This is a genomic window from Candidatus Nitronauta litoralis, from assembly GCA_015698285.1.
In the GTDB taxonomy this organism is placed as follows: domain Bacteria; phylum Nitrospinota; class Nitrospinia; order Nitrospinales; family Nitrospinaceae; genus Nitronauta; species Nitronauta litoralis.
In genome coordinates this window covers 385,623-404,132 of the sequence record CP048685.1, presented here as the reverse complement: position 1 = coordinate 404,132, position 18,510 = coordinate 385,623, and the positions used below count along the sequence as shown (strand labels likewise).

At 48.6% G+C, this 18,510-nt stretch carries 19 protein-coding genes; 6 read left to right on the top strand and 13 right to left on the bottom strand.

The window, feature by feature from the left end:
* Nucleotides 1-109 precede the first annotated feature (109 nt).
* From G3M70_01805 to G3M70_01795, 3 genes are all read right to left on the bottom strand, one after another.
* Nucleotides 110-1,303: a hypothetical protein gene (locus G3M70_01805; protein ID QPJ60688.1), complete on the bottom strand. Its 1,194-nt coding sequence runs from the start codon at nt 1,301-1,303 to the stop codon at nt 110-112.
* Between the two features lie 270 nt (nt 1,304-1,573).
* On the bottom strand, nt 1,574-3,232 hold the full coding sequence (gene groL, locus G3M70_01800; protein QPJ60687.1) for a chaperonin GroEL: 1,659 nt from the start codon (nt 3,230-3,232) through the stop codon (nt 1,574-1,576).
* Nucleotides 3,233-3,299: 67 nt separating this feature from the next.
* Nucleotides 3,300-3,587: a co-chaperone GroES gene (locus G3M70_01795; GenBank protein QPJ60686.1), complete on the bottom strand. Its 288-nt coding sequence runs from the start codon at nt 3,585-3,587 to the stop codon at nt 3,300-3,302.
* Nucleotides 3,588-3,885: 298 nt separating this feature from the next.
* On the opposite strand from G3M70_01795, the gene queF reads away from it, so the two are divergent.
* The 5 genes from queF to G3M70_01770 all read left to right on the top strand — a co-directional run bounded on the left by queF (nt 3,886) and on the right by G3M70_01770 (nt 6,457).
* Nucleotides 3,886-4,269, top strand: coding sequence for an NADPH-dependent 7-cyano-7-deazaguanine reductase QueF (queF, locus tag G3M70_01790; GenBank protein QPJ60685.1), 384 nt, complete (start codon nt 3,886-3,888; stop codon nt 4,267-4,269).
* Nucleotides 4,270-4,286: 17 nt separating this feature from the next.
* Nucleotides 4,287-4,619 carry a hypothetical protein gene (locus G3M70_01785; GenBank protein ID QPJ60684.1) on the top strand — a complete coding sequence of 111 codons (333 nt, stop codon included), beginning with the start codon at nt 4,287-4,289 and terminating at the stop codon, nt 4,617-4,619.
* Complete coding sequence (locus G3M70_01780) at nt 4,619-5,083, top strand: DUF1566 domain-containing protein (protein ID QPJ60683.1); 465 nt, start codon at nt 4,619-4,621, stop codon at nt 5,081-5,083. The genes G3M70_01785 and G3M70_01780 overlap by 1 nt, the downstream gene beginning before the upstream one ends.
* Nucleotides 5,073-5,390 (top strand): HNH endonuclease, encoded by a 318-nt coding sequence (locus tag G3M70_01775; GenBank protein QPJ60682.1) that lies wholly within the window; start codon nt 5,073-5,075, stop codon nt 5,388-5,390. The genes G3M70_01780 and G3M70_01775 overlap by 11 nt, the downstream gene beginning before the upstream one ends.
* Nucleotides 5,391-5,725: 335 nt before the next feature.
* A complete protein-coding gene (locus G3M70_01770) occupies nt 5,726-6,457 on the top strand; it encodes a hypothetical protein (protein ID QPJ60681.1) in 732 nt (243 codons plus the stop codon).
* Nucleotides 6,458-6,744: 287 nt separating this feature from the next.
* On the opposite strand, the gene G3M70_01765 is transcribed toward G3M70_01770, so the two are convergent.
* The 3 genes from G3M70_01765 to G3M70_01755 all read right to left on the bottom strand — a co-directional run bounded on the left by G3M70_01765 (nt 6,745) and on the right by G3M70_01755 (nt 9,224).
* A complete protein-coding gene (locus G3M70_01765) occupies nt 6,745-7,416 on the bottom strand; it encodes a hypothetical protein (protein QPJ60680.1) in 672 nt (223 codons plus the stop codon).
* Nucleotides 7,417-7,531: 115 nt separating this feature from the next.
* Complete coding sequence (locus tag G3M70_01760) at nt 7,532-8,377, bottom strand: HAD family hydrolase (GenBank protein ID QPJ60679.1); 846 nt, start codon at nt 8,375-8,377, stop codon at nt 7,532-7,534.
* Nucleotides 8,378-8,450: 73 nt separating this feature from the next.
* Nucleotides 8,451-9,224, bottom strand: a complete 774-nt coding sequence (locus tag G3M70_01755; protein ID QPJ63675.1) for a mechanosensitive ion channel — start codon at nt 9,222-9,224, stop codon at nt 8,451-8,453.
* Nucleotides 9,225-9,583: 359 nt separating this feature from the next.
* Here G3M70_01755 and G3M70_01750 point away from each other — a divergent pair, with 359 nt between their 5' ends.
* Nucleotides 9,584-10,339, top strand: coding sequence for a DUF547 domain-containing protein (locus G3M70_01750; GenBank protein ID QPJ60678.1), 756 nt, complete (start codon nt 9,584-9,586; stop codon nt 10,337-10,339).
* Between the two features lie 95 nt (nt 10,340-10,434).
* Here the strand turns inward: G3M70_01750 and ftsZ are convergent, their stop codons facing one another.
* The 7 genes from ftsZ to murG form a co-directional block, all read right to left on the bottom strand.
* Nucleotides 10,435-11,634: a cell division protein FtsZ gene (gene ftsZ, locus G3M70_01745; protein QPJ63674.1), complete on the bottom strand. Its 1,200-nt coding sequence runs from the start codon at nt 11,632-11,634 to the stop codon at nt 10,435-10,437.
* Between the two features lie 23 nt (nt 11,635-11,657).
* Nucleotides 11,658-12,890: a cell division protein FtsA gene (gene ftsA, locus G3M70_01740; GenBank protein QPJ60677.1), complete on the bottom strand. Its 1,233-nt coding sequence runs from the start codon at nt 12,888-12,890 to the stop codon at nt 11,658-11,660.
* Nucleotides 12,891-12,911: 21 nt separating this feature from the next.
* Nucleotides 12,912-13,820 (bottom strand): FtsQ-type POTRA domain-containing protein, encoded by a 909-nt coding sequence (locus G3M70_01735; GenBank protein ID QPJ60676.1) that lies wholly within the window; start codon nt 13,818-13,820, stop codon nt 12,912-12,914.
* Nucleotides 13,820-14,758: a D-alanine--D-alanine ligase gene (locus tag G3M70_01730; GenBank protein ID QPJ60675.1), complete on the bottom strand. Its 939-nt coding sequence runs from the start codon at nt 14,756-14,758 to the stop codon at nt 13,820-13,822. Before G3M70_01730 ends, G3M70_01735 begins: the two co-directional genes overlap by 1 nt.
* A 152-nt stretch (nt 14,759-14,910) precedes the next feature.
* The gene (murB, locus tag G3M70_01725) at nt 14,911-15,972 is read right to left on the bottom strand and encodes a UDP-N-acetylmuramate dehydrogenase (GenBank protein QPJ60674.1); all 1,062 of its coding nucleotides are present in this window, start codon (nt 15,970-15,972) and stop codon (nt 14,911-14,913) included.
* Nucleotides 15,972-17,384, bottom strand: a complete 1,413-nt coding sequence (locus G3M70_01720; protein QPJ60673.1) for a UDP-N-acetylmuramate--L-alanine ligase — start codon at nt 17,382-17,384, stop codon at nt 15,972-15,974. Before G3M70_01720 ends, murB begins: the two co-directional genes overlap by 1 nt.
* Nucleotides 17,385-17,412: 28 nt before the next feature.
* Nucleotides 17,413-18,504: an undecaprenyldiphospho-muramoylpentapeptide beta-N-acetylglucosaminyltransferase gene (gene murG, locus G3M70_01715; protein QPJ60672.1), complete on the bottom strand. Its 1,092-nt coding sequence runs from the start codon at nt 18,502-18,504 to the stop codon at nt 17,413-17,415.
* Nucleotides 18,505-18,510 lie beyond the last annotated feature (6 nt).

Sequence of the window (18,510 nt, the reverse complement as noted above, 5' to 3'; positions counted from 1 at the left end):
GAGGGGCAACGCGCTACAACAGCAAAATACAAAGAAAAAACGGGGAGGGCGCATAGCGCACCTCCCCAGTGGAGGTGAGTCGTTTAAGTCTTTATGAAAAGCGTCTCGATTAATTTACCTCGAATAAGCTACCGCCTTGCCAATTCTCTGCTCCGGCGACCGAACGGTAAGCTCCACCACTAATACTGGAGTCCTCGCCAGAGGCTGTATTCACTTTACCTCCACTGACACTGGCTGTAATTCCTGAAGCGGTATTTTCGGTCCCACCACTGATACTCGAAATTAAGCCAGAAGCTTCGCTGTTAAATCCACCACTGACACTGGCTCCTTCTCCAGAGGCAATATTCACTTGGCCACCACTGGCACTAGCCGTATATCCTGAAGCACGGTTGTTTTGTCCTCCGCTGGCAGCAGAGCTGGTACCTGAGGCAATATTGAGTTGTCCTCCGCTGACACTGGCGCTGGTTCCAATTGCACGGTTGCGCTGACCGCCGGTAACCGTGGCATAAGGACCGAATCCCCAGTTATCGAGTCCGGCAACTACTGCTCCATAACTGGAGTAGTTATGACCTTGTCCTACAATCAAGTTGTGGGATCCAGTTTTTTCACTGACCGGAATACCGCCACCGAGATAAGGGAAGATGGTTTCGTTGTATCCGATAATGACGTTACCGCGTCCGTTAATCGGCCCATTGGTTTCACCAGAACCCGAGACAATTTGAAGATTCATATCTGTGAACAGCAAGGTATCGCTGGTGCGGGATACGCCGACAAAGCGGGTTATTAAATCAGTTACATCAGTGTCGAGGCTGGCTTGCGTATTCTGCATATTTGTTATCGCTGTGTTCTGGTTGGTGTTTTCAGACAGCAAACTGGTTACAGTGGTCTGCAACAAGGTTATATCGTTGTCCTGGGTGTTGTCATTACTCACCAGTGTAGCAATGCTGGTGTCCTGTGTTGCCTGGCTTGTTTGTAGCGCTGCGATATCTCCAACATGATCAGTGGTTAAATCTCCAAGGGCATCCAGGGTAGATTCATGGGCCACATCTTTAGCTTGCAGGTCAGTGACCGCGGCCTGCAGGGTGGCAACATCCAACTGTTGGGTGGCCAGGGCATTCAGGATGGCGGTGATGTCCGGTTGCAAAGCTGAGAATAGTTGAAACAATTGGGTTGATAACAGTTCGACGTTGGCCATCGATGTTTCGAGAGCTGTTAATCGCTCTTCTACAGTTTGCGCCTGTACGGGCATGGTTATAAAAATCATGACCAGTAATGCCATGCCAGTTTGAATCACTCGTTTCATGACAGACTCCTTCCCTCAAAGGAAACAGAAAAGAAAAATAGGATTGAAAATAGATCGCCCCCAGGCGTTACAGGGAAAACTATGACTAATAGGTAGGTTTGTCAATATTGAGATAGAGTTTTAATTGGTTAAGACAAGTATGTTCACATGATTTTGAAAGGGGAATTGAAGCCGGGGTTGATGTCTAAAGGGTAGGAGTGACCTTGTGCAAAAAAAGAACCCCCGGCCCAAGTGGACCGGGGGTTCTGGTAAAACTTTATGGAGCGCAGATTACATCATGCCGCCCATGCCACCCATTCCGCCCATACCACCCATGCCACCTCCTGGAGGCATTCCGCCGCCAGCGCCTTCATTTTCGTCAGGCAGGTCAGTGATGAGTGCTTCGGTCGTCAGAAGCAGCCCGGAAATACTGGATGCATTCTGCAATGCGGTACGGGACACTTTGGCGGGATCGATGATTCCAGCTTTAATCATGTCGCCATAGGTGTCGTTCTTGGCATCGTAGCCCTGGTTGCCTTTGAGAGTTTTAACTTTCTCAACAACAACAGTGCCTTCCTGGCCTGCGTTGGTCGCGATCTGCCGGCACGGTTCTTCCAGCGCGCGTTTGATCAGTTTGACTCCGAGCAGGTAATCGTGATCACCCTTGAGTTTGTCGAGAGCAGGCAGGGTACGGAGATAAGCAATTCCGCCGCCAGGCACGATACCTTCTTCAACTGCGGCACGTGTCGCGTGCAGTGCATCTTCAACGCGCGCTTTCTTTTCTTTCATTTCGGTTTCAGTCGCAGCCCCGACTTTGATGATGGCAACACCACCGACCAGTTTGGCGAGACGCTCCTGCAGTTTCTCCCGATCGTAATCGGAAGTGGTCTCTTCAATCTGGGTACGGATCTGTTTAACGCGGGACTGGATTTCCGAAGGCTTGCCCTTACCATCAACGATTACGGTGTTTTCCTTATCAACCGTCATACGCTTGGCGCGGCCCAGATCATTCAGCGTGATGTTTTCCAGGCTTACACCGATGTCTTCGGTGATGACTTTACCCCCGGTGAGGATAGCGATGTCATTGAGCATGTCCTTGCGGCGATCCCCAAAACCAGGCGCTTTAACCGCGCAGACATTCAGGGTGCCACGCAGTTTGTTGACTACCAGAGTCGCCAATGCTTCACCTTCGATGTCTTCGGCGATGATCATCAGGGGCTTGCCAGCTTTGGCTACCTTTTCAAGAACCGGCAGCAGGTCCTTCATGTTGGTGAGTTTCTTTTCGTTGAGCAGGATATAAGCGTCTTCGCAGACAGCTTCCATGCGCTCAGCATCGGTAACAAAGTATGGGGAGAGGTAACCGCGGTCGAACTGCATACCTTCAACGATTTCCAGAGCCGTTTCCATACCTTTGGCTTCTTCAACCGTGATAACACCGTCTTTACCAACCTTGTCCATCGCTTCGGAGATGATGTCACCGATTGCCGTGTCGTGGTTAGCGGAGATGGTGCCGACCTGTGCAATTTCTTTTTTATCCTTGGTGGGTTTGGCCTGTTTGTGGATTTCATCAACGATGAGTTCAACCGCATCTTCAATACCGCGCTTGATGTCCATCGGATTGGCGCCAGCGGTCACATTCTTGAGGCCTTCGCGGAAGATCGCCTGGGCCAGAACGGTTGCTGTGGTGGTGCCGTCACCGGCGTTGTCACTTGTTTTGGAAGCGACTTCGTTTACCATCTGCGCTCCCATGTTTTCAAAAGGATTTTCCAGTTCGATTTCCTTGGCCACGGTCACACCGTCTTTGGTGATGGTCGGGGAGCCAAATTTCTTATCGATAACGACGTTCCGGCCTTTCGGTCCCAGCGTCAATTTAACCGTGTCTGCGAGTTGATTGACACCTGCCAGTATTTTGTGGCGGGCTTCCTCGTTATATACAATCTGCTTTGCCATGTGATGAACTCCTTGCTAATGAATGTATAGTTTGGTTGATTTTTTGTTAGATGAAACGGGGCGGGTTCTATTCAACAACCGCCAGGATGTCGTCTTCACGCATCAACAGGAGATCCTCTCCATCCAGTTTGATTTCAGTTCCACCATATTTGCTGTAGAGCACCTTGTCGCCGACCTTGACGTCAGGTTTGTGGCGCTTGCCGTCATCCGCCAGTTTGCCTTGGCCTACAGCCTTGACACGGCCTTCGATCGGTTTCTCTTTTGCCGAGTCGGGGATGATGATGCCACCCTTGCGTACTTCTTTCTCAAGGATCGGCTGGACCAGAATGCGGTCTTGCAACGGACGAATTTTCATAACCTTCCACTCCTTTATTAAATGATGTTACACTTCAAAATTGATTAGAAATAAATAAACCCACCTGTCCTGGCGGTAAATTTAGCTGTATTTTGGGATGAACCCGTCTTAAAAATTTTTTGAGGCCCCGAATAGGGTTTTAGCACTTGATACAGGAGAGTGCTTATCTTAAATAAGACGCTGATTCTGGATGGCAAGGTGAGGTTAAAAAATTTTTGATTATTTTTTGATTTTTTCATTTAAAAATAGAGAATAATCTCAATCTGAATATCACAAGTTTTTGGAGTAAAATCAATAAATGCCTAAAAAACAAGCATCTAGGGATTTGGAAACGTTCCCAAATCCGCATACGGACCGGGATTATGATATCCATATGGAGTGCCCAGAGTTCACCTGCCTGTGCCCGATGACGGGCCAGCCGGATTTCGCCACGATCGACATCGACTACACTCCGAATAAACTTTGCATTGAGTTGAAATCATTGAAGTTGTATTTGTGGTCCTACCGTAACGAAGGGGCTTTTCACGAGGCGGTGACCAACAAGATTCTGGACGATATTGTCAAAGCCATCAAACCCCGACGGTTGCGTGTGATTGGCGACTTTTTTGTACGCGGGGGAATCCACACCACGGTGACTGTGGACTATCCCGGAACCAGGCCGAAAAAACGGAAAAAATCCTGAATCAGGGGCATGTGAATATGTGGGTACGCGAGGGGGAATGCCATCAATGTGGGGAATGTTGCCAGACGGTCAACATCACAGCCGTGCGCGATGTCACCCTGCGTCAACATGGCAGCCTGGAAGAATTGCGCTTATATATGAAGTATCGCGGCATTCGAGTGGTTGGGGAGGATGTAGAGAAGAACTCCCTGTTTTACGAAATCAGTATTCCCTGTGATCAGTTGACGGAGGATAACCAATGTAAAGTTCACGACTCGCCAGAAAAACCGCTCCTCTGTCTGAAATATCCAGAAGAACCCGGTGATATCCCGCAATGCGGTTACCGTTTTAAAAAGGATTCCTTTATATAATGAAAGAACGTTTCGAAGATCACGGCAATGGCACCATTCGCGATGCTGACACAGGGCTGATGTGGCAGGAAAGCTATGCTTATGGGGAATTGGGAAACTATATGACCTGGTACGATGCGGTGAATTATATTTCCCGTCTCAATAGCAAGGGATTGGGAGGCTATAAAGATTGGCGGCTACCCAACCGGTTGGAGATGCAGAGTCTTTATCTTTTGGGGCGGACGTTTGAATCGCGCGGGCGCACCTTTGAATTGCACATCGATCCCATTTTTGAATTCGGCTATGGCAGTTGTTTCTGGACCTGGCGCGAATGGTTATCGGGCGCACTCAGTTTCAGTTTCGATCAGGCTTCCCTGCGCTGGTTCCCGAAGGGAAGTCCTTCGGCGACAGTTCGAGCGGTGCGCGAAAACCTGAACCCATCTGTTTTATTGAAAAATTTGGATGGAACAGTCCATGGCGCGTAGACAAGCAGGGAAGGGGCCAGGCGGTCCAGCTCCGGAAACGATTAAAAGGGAAAAGGAACGTGCGCGCGAGATGCGAAAAACCACGTGGTGGCAGAACCTCGTCAACGATGGTGTTTGCCATTATTGTCATGGCACGTTCGAAGCGGATTTGATCACCATGGATCACGTGGTGCCGTTGTCTCGTGGTGGCAAATCTACCAAAGGCAACATCGTTCCCGCCTGCAAGGAGTGCAACACCAAGAAGAAACACGCCACCCCGGTTGAAATGATTTTGTCAGGTACGATCAAACCAGACCTGAAGCTGTAAAATAATTTTTAACGGTTTTTTCGGGTAAGGTCAGACACCACTATTATGGGGTCTTCTCCCAAAATAAAAGACACCCACTATGTTGTTGAAATCCAGTTAATACCAAACCCTGATAATAGATCATGAGATGATTTTCACTATCCCGATAATCGGAACTGTGGAAAAGAAGAAAAATAAGTAACCCAAACCCTTTATCAAATTCGAAACGACCGCCTTAAGAAGAAAAACAGGTTTTGCCTATGAATGTAAGGAAGCGTTGGCAGTTCCGACACCACTTCCAGGATCTAGTAAAATAATAGCCTGAAAAACCATTCACCACCTTGGGAGGGATTCTCATGAAATTGGCCGCGATTGTCTTCTCGCTTATTTTTTCATTATTTGCTGGTTCAGCACAGGCTCAATCGTTCAAAAATGTTTTATTGAAAGTTACCAATACGAGTAACGCGATTTATTTCGCCCCATTGGCCGTAGCGTCTCATGCTTTCCCAAACGCAATGTTCGAGCCGGGAACCGCGGCCACACCTGCTATTGAAGCCATGGCGGAATTTGGAAACACCGCCCCGCTGATTACGGACCTCACTGCAGCCGGTGCTTTCGCTGTCACGGCAGAAAATGCAGTAGGAGCGTTGGCTCCGGGAGAAAGTATATTCGTAGGATTGGTCGTGGGCCCCGGCCTTGATTATATTTCCATTGCTGGAATGCTGGTACCCACCAACGATGGTTTTGTCGGCTTGAACTCCTACCAGGTTCCCTTGAACAGTACCGGACAAATTACATTGGGGATGGACGGCTATGATGCAGGAACTGAACCAAACAATGAACTCAGGAGTTGTCCCGGGCAACCTCCCTTTGTAGGCGACCCTCTGGATGACCCCAATGTGCCGGGGAACCCTGGGTTGAACGGTGGTGTGTGTGGAACCGGAGCGCAGGGTTCGCCGGAAAGTCCATTGATCCATGTTCACAGGGGAAATTTAGGTGATCTTGACCTTACGGGTGGAGTAAGCGACCTTGACAGCCGTGTTCACCGTTGGCTGAACCCTATCGCAAAGGTTACGATCTATTATTGATTCAGTATTTTGAATTCAAATTTAAAAGCGTCAGCCGGCTTAAGTCCGGTTGACGCTTTTTTTATTTCTGGGTTCTTGCCAAGCTGGTTTGGTTGAGGTAAAAATAGATTTTTCGGTTCTTTGGTTAAGGGGGGTGTCATGGACAGCGATAAAATGCTGGTCGTCATGGGTGGGATCGTTGCATTCAGTGTGGTCCTGGGCGTGATCCTGTTCATTTTCAAGACGTAATTGCGGTTTTACTTTTGTTTCTACGTTTGCAATATGAGGGTTTATCTTTCCCATTTATATTAACTGGGTATTTGCATATCGCTTCCGGGTTCGCGTGTTTCGGACCGGTCTCGTTCCAGCATCTGAGTCAATCTTGGATCCATTTCATCTTTTTCCTTTTCTACCTCCCGCGTACTGATTTTGGTCTCGCAGACTAATAGCAGGTGATATCCCAGTTTCGTCTTGAAAGGTTTGGGAACAGACATCTTTTCCGTTTTTAGAATCTCTTCAATCAATTCCGGGGTGAGGGTTTCCGGAACGGGCATTTCCTTGTAAATCCAGTCGAGGTCTCCCCCCACAAGTTTGCTCATACATAAACTGTATTTTTTTGCGAGTCGTTTGAAAAACTTTTCAGTCTTGTCGTAGTCTTCAAACACCTTGTCCGGATCTTCGGAGGGTTCCTTTGCAAGGTCTTCCTGGAATTCTTCCACAATATTTCGCAGCATTTCGGCAGCTTCTTCACTTGTTACCAGAATGTGGCGTGTCCGATGTTCTATCGGCTTTTGAGTTTTTGCTTTTACTTTTTTAGGAACAAAAACCTTACGCGGTTTTATTTTTGGTTTGGGAGCGGGTTTTTTGGCCTCCTCCTCCGCTGCTTGTACACGTGGCTCTTTAGCAGTCTTGTCACGTTGATAAACAGTATCTTTGGATTCTTCAGGAAATTGCTCTTTATCTTTCTTGTCTTCAGCCATGAGGTATTACCTTATTAAATTGTCTTTGGTGGGTGCCACATATATTACGATGCGCAAAAACGCTTTCAGGATTTACCTATTTTATTCGTTGTCTCCTGAAACGGCAAGGCAGTCGTCAAAGCTCCAGAGATTCCAGGTATTGAAGGACTCCTTGTTCAGCGTTGGATGGAATGATTTCATCGGCCACTTGTTTGACTTCAGCCAATCCGTTTTCAACGGCCAATGCTTTTCCGGCAATTTTAAACATTTCAAGGTCGTTCAGGTAGTCACCAAACACCACCACTTGTTCCAGCGGAAACCCTTGTTTTTCGGCAAGACGTTTGACCATACTGCCTTTGTTGGTTTGTGCATGGAAAGCTTGAAGCCAATAATACCCCGGGTGACATATGTCCTCAGCAAAATAAAGGTTTAAGTCTTCCGGATAGGTGGAACTGAGGTGGTCGTGTATAGGATCAAGCTTGTCTTTTTTGTCTATGACCAGGAACCCGGCGATGCGTTCACCATTTAAAAACTCATAGTGCTCAACCTGACACAGGCGACGATCTGTTTCCAATGTGTCCAGATAATTTTGCGCTCCCTGATTACTCGCTTTACCATGCATTACCCGCGATTCATCACCGTATATATAGACAAACGGATCCATGTTTTGTGGCCGTAGTAGTTCCATGGTTTCGTGTACGACCTCGTGACTGATGAAGTCCGTTTCTATCAGGTTATGACCGGTATGAAAATCGGTCAGAAAGACACCGTTGAACAACACTGCTGGATGATTCAGGAGAACATTTTTTAAAAGAGGGTGGGCAGAATCGTATGTTCGAGCTGTGGCAATCGTGAAGTTGAGCCCGCGTTCGATGAGTGCGTTGAGTCTTTTTACAGAATTTTCGGGGAATATACTCCCCGGCTCCAGCAGGGTTCCATCAAGATCGGAAATAAACAAACAATTTTTTGCGTCGATTGTCATATCGCTAAATAACCTTTAATCGGGAGGAGGGGGCAAAAACCCCCGATCTCCTGTAGATTTAATTATTCAAAAATCACGACATCTGGAAAACGTGAACATCGCGTTGTGGGAAGGGAATGGAAATCTTGTTCCGGTCCAGTTCAAGTTTAACCTGTTCCTGCATGGCGAAATAAACATCCCAGTAGTCGTCTGTTTTTACCCAGACGCGAAACACGAAATTTACAGAGCTGTCTCCCAGGCTGGATACCGCTACAGTTGATCCTGGGTCTTTGAGAATTCTTGAATCCCCATCGATAACACGCTGTAGTGAATTTTTTGCTTCCTCAATATTATCACTGTACCCGATGCCGAAAGTTAAATCGACCCTTTTGATTGCCAGGCGCGATAAGTTGACAATTGTTCCATTGGCGATGGGGCCATTGGGAAGAATAATGGTTTTCCCATTTGGTGTGGTGAGCACCGTACAGAACATCTGGATTTCGTCGACAACCCCGAGGTGACCACCCAGTTCAACCAGGTCGCCTGTCTTGAAGGGTTTGAATGTAAGAATTAAAAAACTCGCAGCAAAATTCCCCAGAGTATTTTGAAAAGCCAGGCCGATTGCGAGCCCCGCGGCACCAATGATGGCAACAAAAGAGGTGGTCTCAATACCCAGAGTCCCGGCAACTGAAATAAGTAGAAACAACTTCAGTAAAAGGGTGCTCACGCTGAGGATGAATCCTTGCAGAGAGGGTTCCATTTCTTTTTTCTTGCAGGATGCTTCCAATAATTGCATTGCCCATTTAATAATTTTCATCCCAATAAAACAGGTGAGGATGGCAAGTATAAATGAGGGCAGGAAATTCATAAAATAAAGAATAGCCGTGTTTTGCCATGAACTGATGTCCAAGGAATTAGCCATTTTGGGATCTCCGGTTTAATTGGGGTTGGAACGCTGGGACTGGGAATAGTAAAAACTTGATTGAAGCTCTATTTGAATGGCCACCTGAGCAGTACAAAACTCAAATAATCACAACTGGAAAAAGAGGTTTGCCGGTATTTTAAAATCAGGACAGATAAATCTGTCCAGAGTATAAATTAGAAAGTCGAATTTATAAGTTAAGATTTCTTAATTTGAAACCAGGCCTCTTTTTTGTAAGGATGTGAAGGTAGGGAAGACCTAGCCTGTGAGAGTTATTTCTTAATGGTTTAATTGAGGAACTTGATATGAAATCCAAAACAAAAATTGTCGGGTTGTCCTTTTTGTTCACTATTTTATTGGCGAACCATGCTTTGGCTTTTGATTTCTCTGGTTGGGACGCGTTGCTGAAAAAACACGTTAAATCGACCTCAATTGATGGGGTGAAACTAAATGGAGTCGATTATGTAGAGATTAAGAAGGACCCGGGCTATATAAAGCTAATTGCTGGTTTGAAAGTTTTTTCTCCCAAGGCCTTGAAAACCCGTAGAGAAAAACTGGCGTTCTGGATAAATACCTACAACGTTATGGCGGTAAAGATGGTGTTGGATCACTATCCAGTCGAAAGCATCAAGGATGCTGGGGGAATTTTTTCATCTGTCTGGAAGAAGAAGGTTGGTCAGGTAGGTGGCAAGGATGTCACCCTGAATGAAATTGAGCATGAGATATTGCGGCCCATGGGCGAACCGCGCATTCATGTTGCGATTGTGTGTGCTTCGGTCAGTTGTCCTGATCTGCGTCCGGAGGCTTATAAAGAAGATCAACTCGATGGGCAACTGAATGATCAAATGCGTCAGTTCCTTGCCAATTCAAGTAAAGGATTGAAAGTGAGTGGCAAGGATGTTTATATCTCGAAAATTTTTAAATGGTTTGAAGAGGATTTTGAAGTTAAGGGAGGCGTCAGCAATTTCCTTTATCCTTATGCGCCTAACTCAACTCGGGTTGCCCTGAAGAACGTCAGCTTTGATTACCTCGATTACAACTGGAACCTGAATAAACTGTGATCGTATAGAAAAAGAAACCGCCCAATCCGGGGAGTCCTCGGTTGGGCGGCTTTTTATAGTTTTTACTTGTTACTTCTTAAAAAAACAAATCTTGTTCAGTCAGCATGTTTTCTTAGAAATGTAGGGATGTCAAAATTCGCCGCATTGGCCAGACTTCCCGCAGCTTCTTTCTTAATGCTGTTGGCCAGCTTTTTGAGGTTGTTGCGTTTGAAGGTAGAGAGCGTCTCTCCTTCTTCCGCAACCGCATCAACCGGTTCCGGTTCTCCTCCGACCACTTTTCGGAGCGGCATGGGAGATTCCTCTGCGGGTCCTGCTACGAGCTCAAGACCTTGTGAAGAAGTTTCCTGAAACCCGGTAGCGATAACAGTGACCCGCATTTCGTCCTGCAGGGATTTGTCGATCACCGAACCGAAAATAATGTGAGCATCTGGATGTGCTGCTTTTTGTACCAGCGTGGCCGCTTCGTTTACATCATGAAGCGTGAGGTCTTCGCCGCCGGTAATGTTAATCAACACACCTTGTGCACCATCGACCGCTGCATCGTCGAGTAACGGACTCGAGATTGCATTCTGAGCCGCATCGACCGCACGGTTCTCACCCGAAGAAATACCTGATCCCATCAACGCCTTACCCATACCGGACATGATGGTTTTCACGTCGGCAAAGTCAAGATTGATGAGTCCCGGAATGACGATCAGGTCGGAGATGCTGCAAACCGCCTGACGCAGTACATCGTCCACTTCCTTGAAGGCATGCATGAGGGACGTTTGCTTGCCGATGAAGCTTAAGAGTTTTTGATTGGGGATCACGATCAAAGTGTCCACCGCTTTTTTCAATTCCTCCAAACCCTCATTGGCCTGCTTTTGTCGCCGGTTGCCTTCAAATTCAAAAGGACGCGTGACGACCCCAACAGTGAGAGCTCCCACTTCCCGGGCAATTTCCGCGACAATCGGCGTGCCACCGGTCCCTGTACCGCCACCCATACCGGCGGTGATGAACACCATGTCAGCACCTTCCAGCATGCCGCGTATCTGGTTCTTGCTTTCTTCTGCCGCGAAGCGACCGACTTCCGGATTCGACCCCGCACCTAAACCTTTTGTGGAATCTGAACCCAGTTGTAATTTGTGCGTGCACGGCGATGCTTCCAGCGATTGCACATCTGTATTGGCGACGATGAACTCCACGCCCTGAATGTGCGACCGGACCATTGAGTTGACGGCATTGGTACCTCCACCGCCAATTCCCACGACCTTGATGCAGGCCGAGTATTCACTTTCTTGATCAAATTCAATCAGACCCATGTTGTCCTCCTTTTTGGCTAAAAAAATTCTTCCGCCCAGCCTTTCATACGGCTGAAGATTTTATCGAATAAATTGCGACCCTGTAATTCCTGAACGTTGCCTTGCCTATGACTGCGTACCCCATAGTGGATCAGGCCTGTGCTGGTAGCGTAAACCGGACTGTTTACCACATCGACCAGCCCGGCGAAGCCCGTTGGTGTGCCGACCCGAACCGGCATTTGAAAAATTTCTTCTGCCAGCGCTGCCATACCGCGCAGGCTTGAAGTACCACCTGTCAGCACAATCCCTGATGAAATCAAATCGCGAAAACCGGAAGTTTCAATTTCATGATTGAGCATCTCGAACATCTCCAGAGTCCGTGCTTCGATGATCTGGCTCAGGATATGTCTTGAAATGGCCATGTCGTTACGTCCACCTACACCTGGAACTTCTATGTGATCGTCTTCATCGACCAGGGCAGAATAGGCGCACCCGTGTACATGTTTGATTTTTTCTGCTTCCGTATTGGGCGTTCTGAGACCGATGGCGATGTCATTCGTCATTTGAGCTCCCGCGATGGCCAATACCGAAGTGTGCTTGATAGACCCTTGATAAAAAATTGCGAGATCCGAGGTACCGCCACCTATATCGATGATGGCCACTCCCAGTTCTTTCTCATCCGCTGAAAGGACCGATTCGCTGGAAGCTAATTGCTCCAGCACGATATCGGTGACGCCTAACCCAGCACGATTGACACATTTCACTATATTCTGCGCCGAGGTGACCGCCGCGGTGACAATATGAACCTTGGCTTCCAGACGCACACCGGCCATGCCCAGGGGAGTTTTAATACCGTCCTGATTGTCGACAATGTATTCCTGAGGCAGGACGTGAATCACTTCACGATCGAGCGGAATAGCAATGGCCTTGGCGGCTTCTATCACGCGCTCCATATCCTGCGCGTTGATCTCGCGATTTTTTACCGCGATGATGCCATGACTGTTTAGACTTCTGATGTGCCCTCCGGCGATACCGACGAACACGGATTCCACTTCGGTGCCAGCCATCAATTCGGCCTCTTCAACCGCATGTTTGATGGATTCGACCGTACTTTCAATGTTGACCACGACCCCTTTGCGCAAACCCCGCGAAGGCGCCTGGCCGAGGCCGATGATTTCTATATCACCATGCGAGCTGACTTCGGCAATGATACAGCAGATTTTGGTGGTGCCGATATCAAGACCTACCACCAGTTTGTGATGTTTAGACATGGGTGCGACCCCTCCTTTGGTTCAAGCTTTGCGGCGATGGCCGGAACCCTTGTTGCCGGGTTTCGGTTGGATCACCACTTTGTTGCGAAACGATAAATCGATAATGTCGACGCCGTCCCGTGTCGGGTTCAATGCGTCGAGGATGATTTTAAAATTTTGAAAACCGGCCTGTACATCATTGGCCGCCATCCGGATCTTTAAACCTTGTTCTCGTGTCGAAAAGGTCAGCAGACTGGGCCCGGTAATTTGTACCGAGGTGACTGGGTCCTTTTTAAAAAATGGCAACCTGTTCAGGTAATGCATGGCCCTTAAGCCTTTAAGAATTTCGTTCGATACCACCCGCTGTCCCAAATCAGGGGCTTCATTTAAAGTTCCTGTGATCAAGGGAAGGTGCAGGAATTCATCCTGGGAACGGGTGACCAGAATTCCGAAATTGTCCATAACGTAAATATCGTCGAGTTGTATCCGCGCATAGGGTTTGCGTTCTGCAATTTGAATCGTTACAGCGTTTGGCCATTTGCGTTGCACTGACGCTGCGCTCACCCAAGGGTGACCCGTTAATCGCTCCGTTATGCTTTCCAGGTCCAGCAGGAACAAGTTTTTTCCTTCAATCAGAGGCATTGATTCCAGCAACGATTGCTTGTTCAATCGGTCCAGTCCTTCAATGGATATCTGCGAGACAGCAAACCGGCTTGAAGAAGTCAGAAACAGGTAGCCGTGAAAGGCGCCGTAACAAAATGCCAATACCAGAACACCGCGAGCGAAGGTTTCGGCTGCTGTTTTAAAGAGTGCAGCAAAATCCAGATCGAAAGAACGTATAGCCGGTTTTTCTTTCTTTTGGGTTTTGCCCTTACGTTTTTTGGGACCTTCCTGGAGCCAGCGTTTGCGGCCCGGGTGCGTCAGTTTACGTTCGGCGATAGCGAGACTCATCAGTTAGTCTCCTCCGCATAATCGAGTTGCGCGGTCTTCGCGATTTCAAGAACCAGCGTGTCAAAATCAAGTCCGCTTTCCTTCGCTGCCATGGGTAGCAGACTGAGCGGTGTCATCCCTGGGACAGTGTTCATTTCCAGGACATAAGGCACACCATCCGGTGAAAGAATGACATCGACTCTGGGAAAGCCCCGTCCACGTAACACCCGAAAGGTGTTGCGCGCAACCTTGCGGCAGGCTTCTTCTTCTTGTTTTGAAATCAACGCAGGACAGACGTATTCTGTTTTTCCTTCCGTGTATTTGGAGTCAAAATCGTAAAAACCTGACTTTGGTTTTATGTGCACAACGGGCATGGGTTCACGCTCTTTCATACCAATGGCCAGAAGTTTGCCATCTATAAACTCTTCGACCAGGACTTCTTCTGAAAGTTCAAACGCCAGACTCATGGCCGGCTCCCACTCTGATTCTTTTCTCACAATGCTGACACCGATGCTGGAACCCTGGTCCGAAGGTTTGACCACCACGGGCAAAGGAAGCGAGTGAGCCCCCGGTCTGTGGCTATCTCGGTAGTGCACTTCGTAGCGCGGTGTCGGTATCCCCGCCTGATCCAAAAGGTGTTTGGTAGCAACCTTATTAAACGCAAGAGCACTGCCAAGCACCCCAGAACCCGTATAAGGAATTCGCTGGCATTCCAACATGCCCTGAATAGCTCCGTCTTCTCCGAAAGTACCGTGCAGGGCAATGAATGCGAGGTCCGGGTTGATCTCGGCCAACCGGCTTGCAACATTTCGGTCGACGTCGACTTTCACCGCCTTCAAGCCCTGGCGCTTGAGTGCTTCCAGGATTTCGGTACCCGTTGTTAAGGACACTTCCCGTTCAAAGGAGAGACCTCCCATCAGCACCGCTATATTTTTGCCTTTCAACGAATTCACGACCATTGTTGCCTTTCAAAAATTGGGGTCCGCCCCGGCTTCGGGTCAGGAGACCGGGACCAAAGGAAGGAGGGTAACCTTTGATTCGCGGACCAAAATAATTTTCAAACTTTCTCCAGTTTTCATCCGGGTTCCTCGCTTATCCCGGTGTGACTTGTTTACCAGTCTCCTGCAATAATGACTTCAGTTTTTAATTCAACATTGAACTGTTCTTTAACTGTTTCCTGGACGTGTCCGATAATCGAGTGCACATCGCTTGCGCTGGCTTCCCCTTTATTCACAATAAAATTTGCATGCTTGATTGAGACCGAAGCTTCACCTACCGTGAAACCCTTCAGCCCGGCCTGCTCAATTAATTTGCCAGCTTTCATTCCTTCCGGGTTTTTAAATACCGATCCGGAATTGGGCAGAGAAAGAGGTTGGGTCTGGCTGCGTTTCTTTAGGTAGTCGTCGATGCGACCCTGGATTTCCGCTGCGTCACCGGATTTCAGCTCCAGTTCAGCGTAGACGATGACGCAGGGCTTTTCTGGAAATGTCGTTTTTCGGTATTCAAATACCAGTTGCTCGCGGTCGTAGGTCACAAGATCACCATCTTTCCGAAGGACTGTGATGTTTTTGACAACATCGCCGATTTCGGTTCCTTCCGCGCCAGCATTCATGATGAGAGCGCCGCCGAGAGACCCTGGAACTCCAACAAGAGTTTCAATGCCTGTCAGTCCATATTTCGCTGCGAATTTGGCCAGGTATGACATCTTCACCCCAGCACCGACTTTAAGGATGGCGCATTCTTCATCTTGTGGATTATTGAAAAACTCCGGCAGGGTGATTTTTTTGAAGCCTCGTTTCAATGACACCACAATTCCGCGCACTCCTTTGTCGCTGATCAGCAGATTGGAGCCTTCTCCGAGAAAAAACAGTGGAGTGACGCCGTGGTTGCGCAGGATCAATTTCAAATCGTCAAGGTCCTGAGGCAAAATAAAGAGGTCCGCTGGTCCGCCGATTCTTAACGAGGTGTGTTGAGACATCATTTCACTGGACCGGACTTCTCCCTTAATCTGGTTGAGCCAATGGCTGGACTGGGTCATGGGTTTTCTCTTGTAAAGGGTCCGGCCCAGGATGGTCCGGGAAGATTGCGAAGCAGTTGCATGCTGAGTCGGTTGCCCGTATGCCTGCAGATGGGCAAAGCGGAAGAGACGGGTTTTCCAGGTATCCTGTAGCATCAAAGGTTATCCTTTTCAGGCGGCCCTTGGCGGAGTGCCTCGGGGAGGTTGGCAAGCAGTTCTTGCTCCAGTTCCCAAACATTCCCGGCACCAAGAGTCAGGACGACGTCGCCGGGTTGAAGGTTCTGCAGCAAATGGTCCAGTGCGTTCTGAACCGTGGGGAGGTAGTGCACATCCTTGTGCCCGTATTCCATAACGCCCTCGGCAAGTCGATTTCCATCAATGTCTGGAATTTTTTCCTCCCCGGCGGGATATATATCGAGAACCAGTAGATGATCCGCATCGTTGAAGGCGGAGAAAAACTGGCCGAGTAAATGTTGGGTACGTGAATAACGATGCGGCTGGAATACCACCACCAATCGGCGATCCGGCCAGACATCTTTTGCGGTTCGGAGCGTCACCTGAATTTCTGCCGGGTGATGTCCATAATCGTCGATAACGATCAAAGCATCTGAATCGTGAATAATTTCAAAACGCCGTTTGACTCCTTTAAATTCTTTCAATGCAGATGCGATCGCATCGAAAGAAAGATTCAATTCCATACCGACCGCTACCGCCGCCAAGGTGTTCAGGACATTGTGCCGACCGGGTGCAACGGAGTGAATTCGCCCAAGCTCTTCTCCGTGATGGTGTACATTGAACCAGGTGTCCAGTCCCTGGATCTCAATCCCTTTCGCGGTATAATCCGCCTGGCTGGTGAGGCCATAAGTGATATGCCGCTTTTCAAGCTTAGGAATGAGGGACTGAATATTGGGATCGTCCAGACACAAAACAGACGTTCCGTAGAACGGCAGTCGGTTCAGAAAGTCCAGAAACGCGTTTTTTAAATTGTCGAGTGTCCCGTAAAAATCCATGTGCTCTTCATCGAGTGTGGTGACCACAGCAATAGTTGGAAACAGTTTGAGAAACGAACCGTCGCTCTCGTCTGCTTCCGCCACCAGGATTTCGCTTTGTCCCATTTTGGCGTGACTGTCCACGCTTTTGAGTCGGCCACCAATGACCACTGTAGGGTCGAGGTGCCCACCCGCCAATACTGTTGCGACCAGTGAGGTGGTTGTTGTTTTGCCATGAGTTCCGGCAATAGCGATTCCGTATTTCATCCGCATGAGCTCGGCCAGCATTTCTGCGCGTGGGATCACCGGAACCATCCTTCGTCGGGCTTCCAGGACTTCCGGGTTGTCTGCTTTCACTGCACTGGAGGCGACCACGACCTGGCTTTCAGCAATATTTCCCGCTTCATGACCAAAAAGGATTTTTGCTCCCAATCCTTCGAGTCGATCGGTGAGCGGAGTGCGCGACAGGTCTGAACCGGTCACTTCGTATTCCAGGTTGATGAGCACTTCAGCGATGCCGCTCATACCGGAACCTCCGATTCCAATAAAGTGAATGCGTTTTGTGTTGCCGAAAAACATGCTTCATTGTTCCAAACCACCTTGAAAATCAGGCGGCCTTAAGGTTAATCAATTCCAGACATTCAGTCGCCACCCGGTGGGTGGCATCGCGTCGTCCAAGTTGATAGCTTGCAAGTGCGCGCACATTCCACCTGGATGGATTTTCGAGTGCGTCGATTACTAATTCCGCAATTTTTTTTCCGTCGACTTCACGGTCAAGAAGCACTACACCAGCGTCGGCAGCTTCCAGGACACGTGCATTTCTTTCCTGGTGGTTGTGGGTAGCAAATGGAAACGGAATCAGGATGGATGGCTTCCCAAGGGCAGTGACTTCAGAGAGTGTTGTGGCACCCGCACGTGCGATCACCAGGTCCGCTTTTTGATAGCGCTCTTCCATGTCAAAGAGAAATGGAGCAACCTCAGCCCTCCAGTTTTGTTTCTGGTATTCGCTTTTCACTTTTTCTAAATCGTTCTCACCCGTCTGATGCACCAGTTGTATACGTTCTTTATATTCATCCAGGTGTTGAAGAGCTTCGGTCATGGCCTTGTTGATCGAGCTTGCACCCTGACTGCCGCCCAGAATAAGGACGTTTAGTTTTTCGCCCGCGTCTCTTGGTTGAGGTTCGCTGGCTTCGGAAAATGTTTTTCGGATCATGTTTCCAGTCAGCACGACTTTTCTTTTCGGGAAAAATTGTTTTGCCTCTTCAAAGCTGATGCAGACACGTTTAGCCAATTTGCCGAGCATCCGATTGGTCACTCCCGGGTAGGCGTTTTGTTCGTGGATCAACGTTGGAATTCCAAGCAGACTCGCCGCAAAAACTGCCGGGCCGGAAACGTATCCGCCAACACCCACCACAAGGGCAGGGCGGTTACCGGCCAGATAACCCATGGCCTGCAGAACACCGACTGGCAGTTTGACCAACGATACAATTCGACTCATGCCGCGTTTGCCGACCAGTCCGGCTGATGCGATAGTTTTCAAAGGAAACCCTTCTTTGGGTAAAACTCTGGATTCGATTCCTCGTTCCGTTCCTATGAAAGTGATTTCCATATCGTGTTCCATCAATTTTCTAGCCAGAGCAATGCCGGGATAAAGATGTCCTCCCGTACCACCGCCAGCAATCACCACCCGTTTAGGCATTGCTGC

Bases quoted from the DNA above. Each gene is read 5' to 3' on its own strand.
- G3M70_01805 (QPJ60688.1), bottom strand. From the start codon at position 1,303: ATGAAACGAGTGATTCAAACTGGCATGGCATTACTGGTCATGATTTTT.
- groL (QPJ60687.1), bottom strand. From the start codon at position 3,232: ATGGCAAAGCAGATTGTATATAACGAGGAAGCCCGCCACAAAATACTG.
- G3M70_01795 (QPJ60686.1), bottom strand. From the start codon at position 3,587: ATGAAAATTCGTCCGTTGCAAGACCGCATTCTGGTCCAGCCGATCCTT.
- queF (QPJ60685.1), top strand. From the start codon at position 3,886: ATGCCTAAAAAACAAGCATCTAGGGATTTGGAAACGTTCCCAAATCCG.
- G3M70_01785 (QPJ60684.1), top strand. From the start codon at position 4,287: ATGTGGGTACGCGAGGGGGAATGCCATCAATGTGGGGAATGTTGCCAG.
- G3M70_01780 (QPJ60683.1), top strand. From the start codon at position 4,619: ATGAAAGAACGTTTCGAAGATCACGGCAATGGCACCATTCGCGATGCT.
- G3M70_01775 (QPJ60682.1), top strand. From the start codon at position 5,073: ATGGCGCGTAGACAAGCAGGGAAGGGGCCAGGCGGTCCAGCTCCGGAA.
- G3M70_01770 (QPJ60681.1), top strand. From the start codon at position 5,726: ATGAAATTGGCCGCGATTGTCTTCTCGCTTATTTTTTCATTATTTGCT.
- G3M70_01765 (QPJ60680.1), bottom strand. From the start codon at position 7,416: ATGGCTGAAGACAAGAAAGATAAAGAGCAATTTCCTGAAGAATCCAAA.
- G3M70_01760 (QPJ60679.1), bottom strand. From the start codon at position 8,377: ATGACAATCGACGCAAAAAATTGTTTGTTTATTTCCGATCTTGATGGA.
- G3M70_01755 (QPJ63675.1), bottom strand. From the start codon at position 9,224: ATGAATTTCCTGCCCTCATTTATACTTGCCATCCTCACCTGTTTTATT.
- G3M70_01750 (QPJ60678.1), top strand. From the start codon at position 9,584: ATGAAATCCAAAACAAAAATTGTCGGGTTGTCCTTTTTGTTCACTATT.
- ftsA (QPJ60677.1), bottom strand. From the start codon at position 12,890: ATGTCTAAACATCACAAACTGGTGGTAGGTCTTGATATCGGCACCACC.
- G3M70_01735 (QPJ60676.1), bottom strand. From the start codon at position 13,820: ATGAGTCTCGCTATCGCCGAACGTAAACTGACGCACCCGGGCCGCAAA.
- G3M70_01730 (QPJ60675.1), bottom strand. From the start codon at position 14,758: ATGGTCGTGAATTCGTTGAAAGGCAAAAATATAGCGGTGCTGATGGGA.
- murB (QPJ60674.1), bottom strand. From the start codon at position 15,972: ATGCTACAGGATACCTGGAAAACCCGTCTCTTCCGCTTTGCCCATCTG.
- G3M70_01720 (QPJ60673.1), bottom strand. From the start codon at position 17,384: ATGTTTTTCGGCAACACAAAACGCATTCACTTTATTGGAATCGGAGGT.
- murG (QPJ60672.1), bottom strand. From the start codon at position 18,504: ATGCCTAAACGGGTGGTGATTGCTGGCGGTGGTACGGGAGGACATCTT.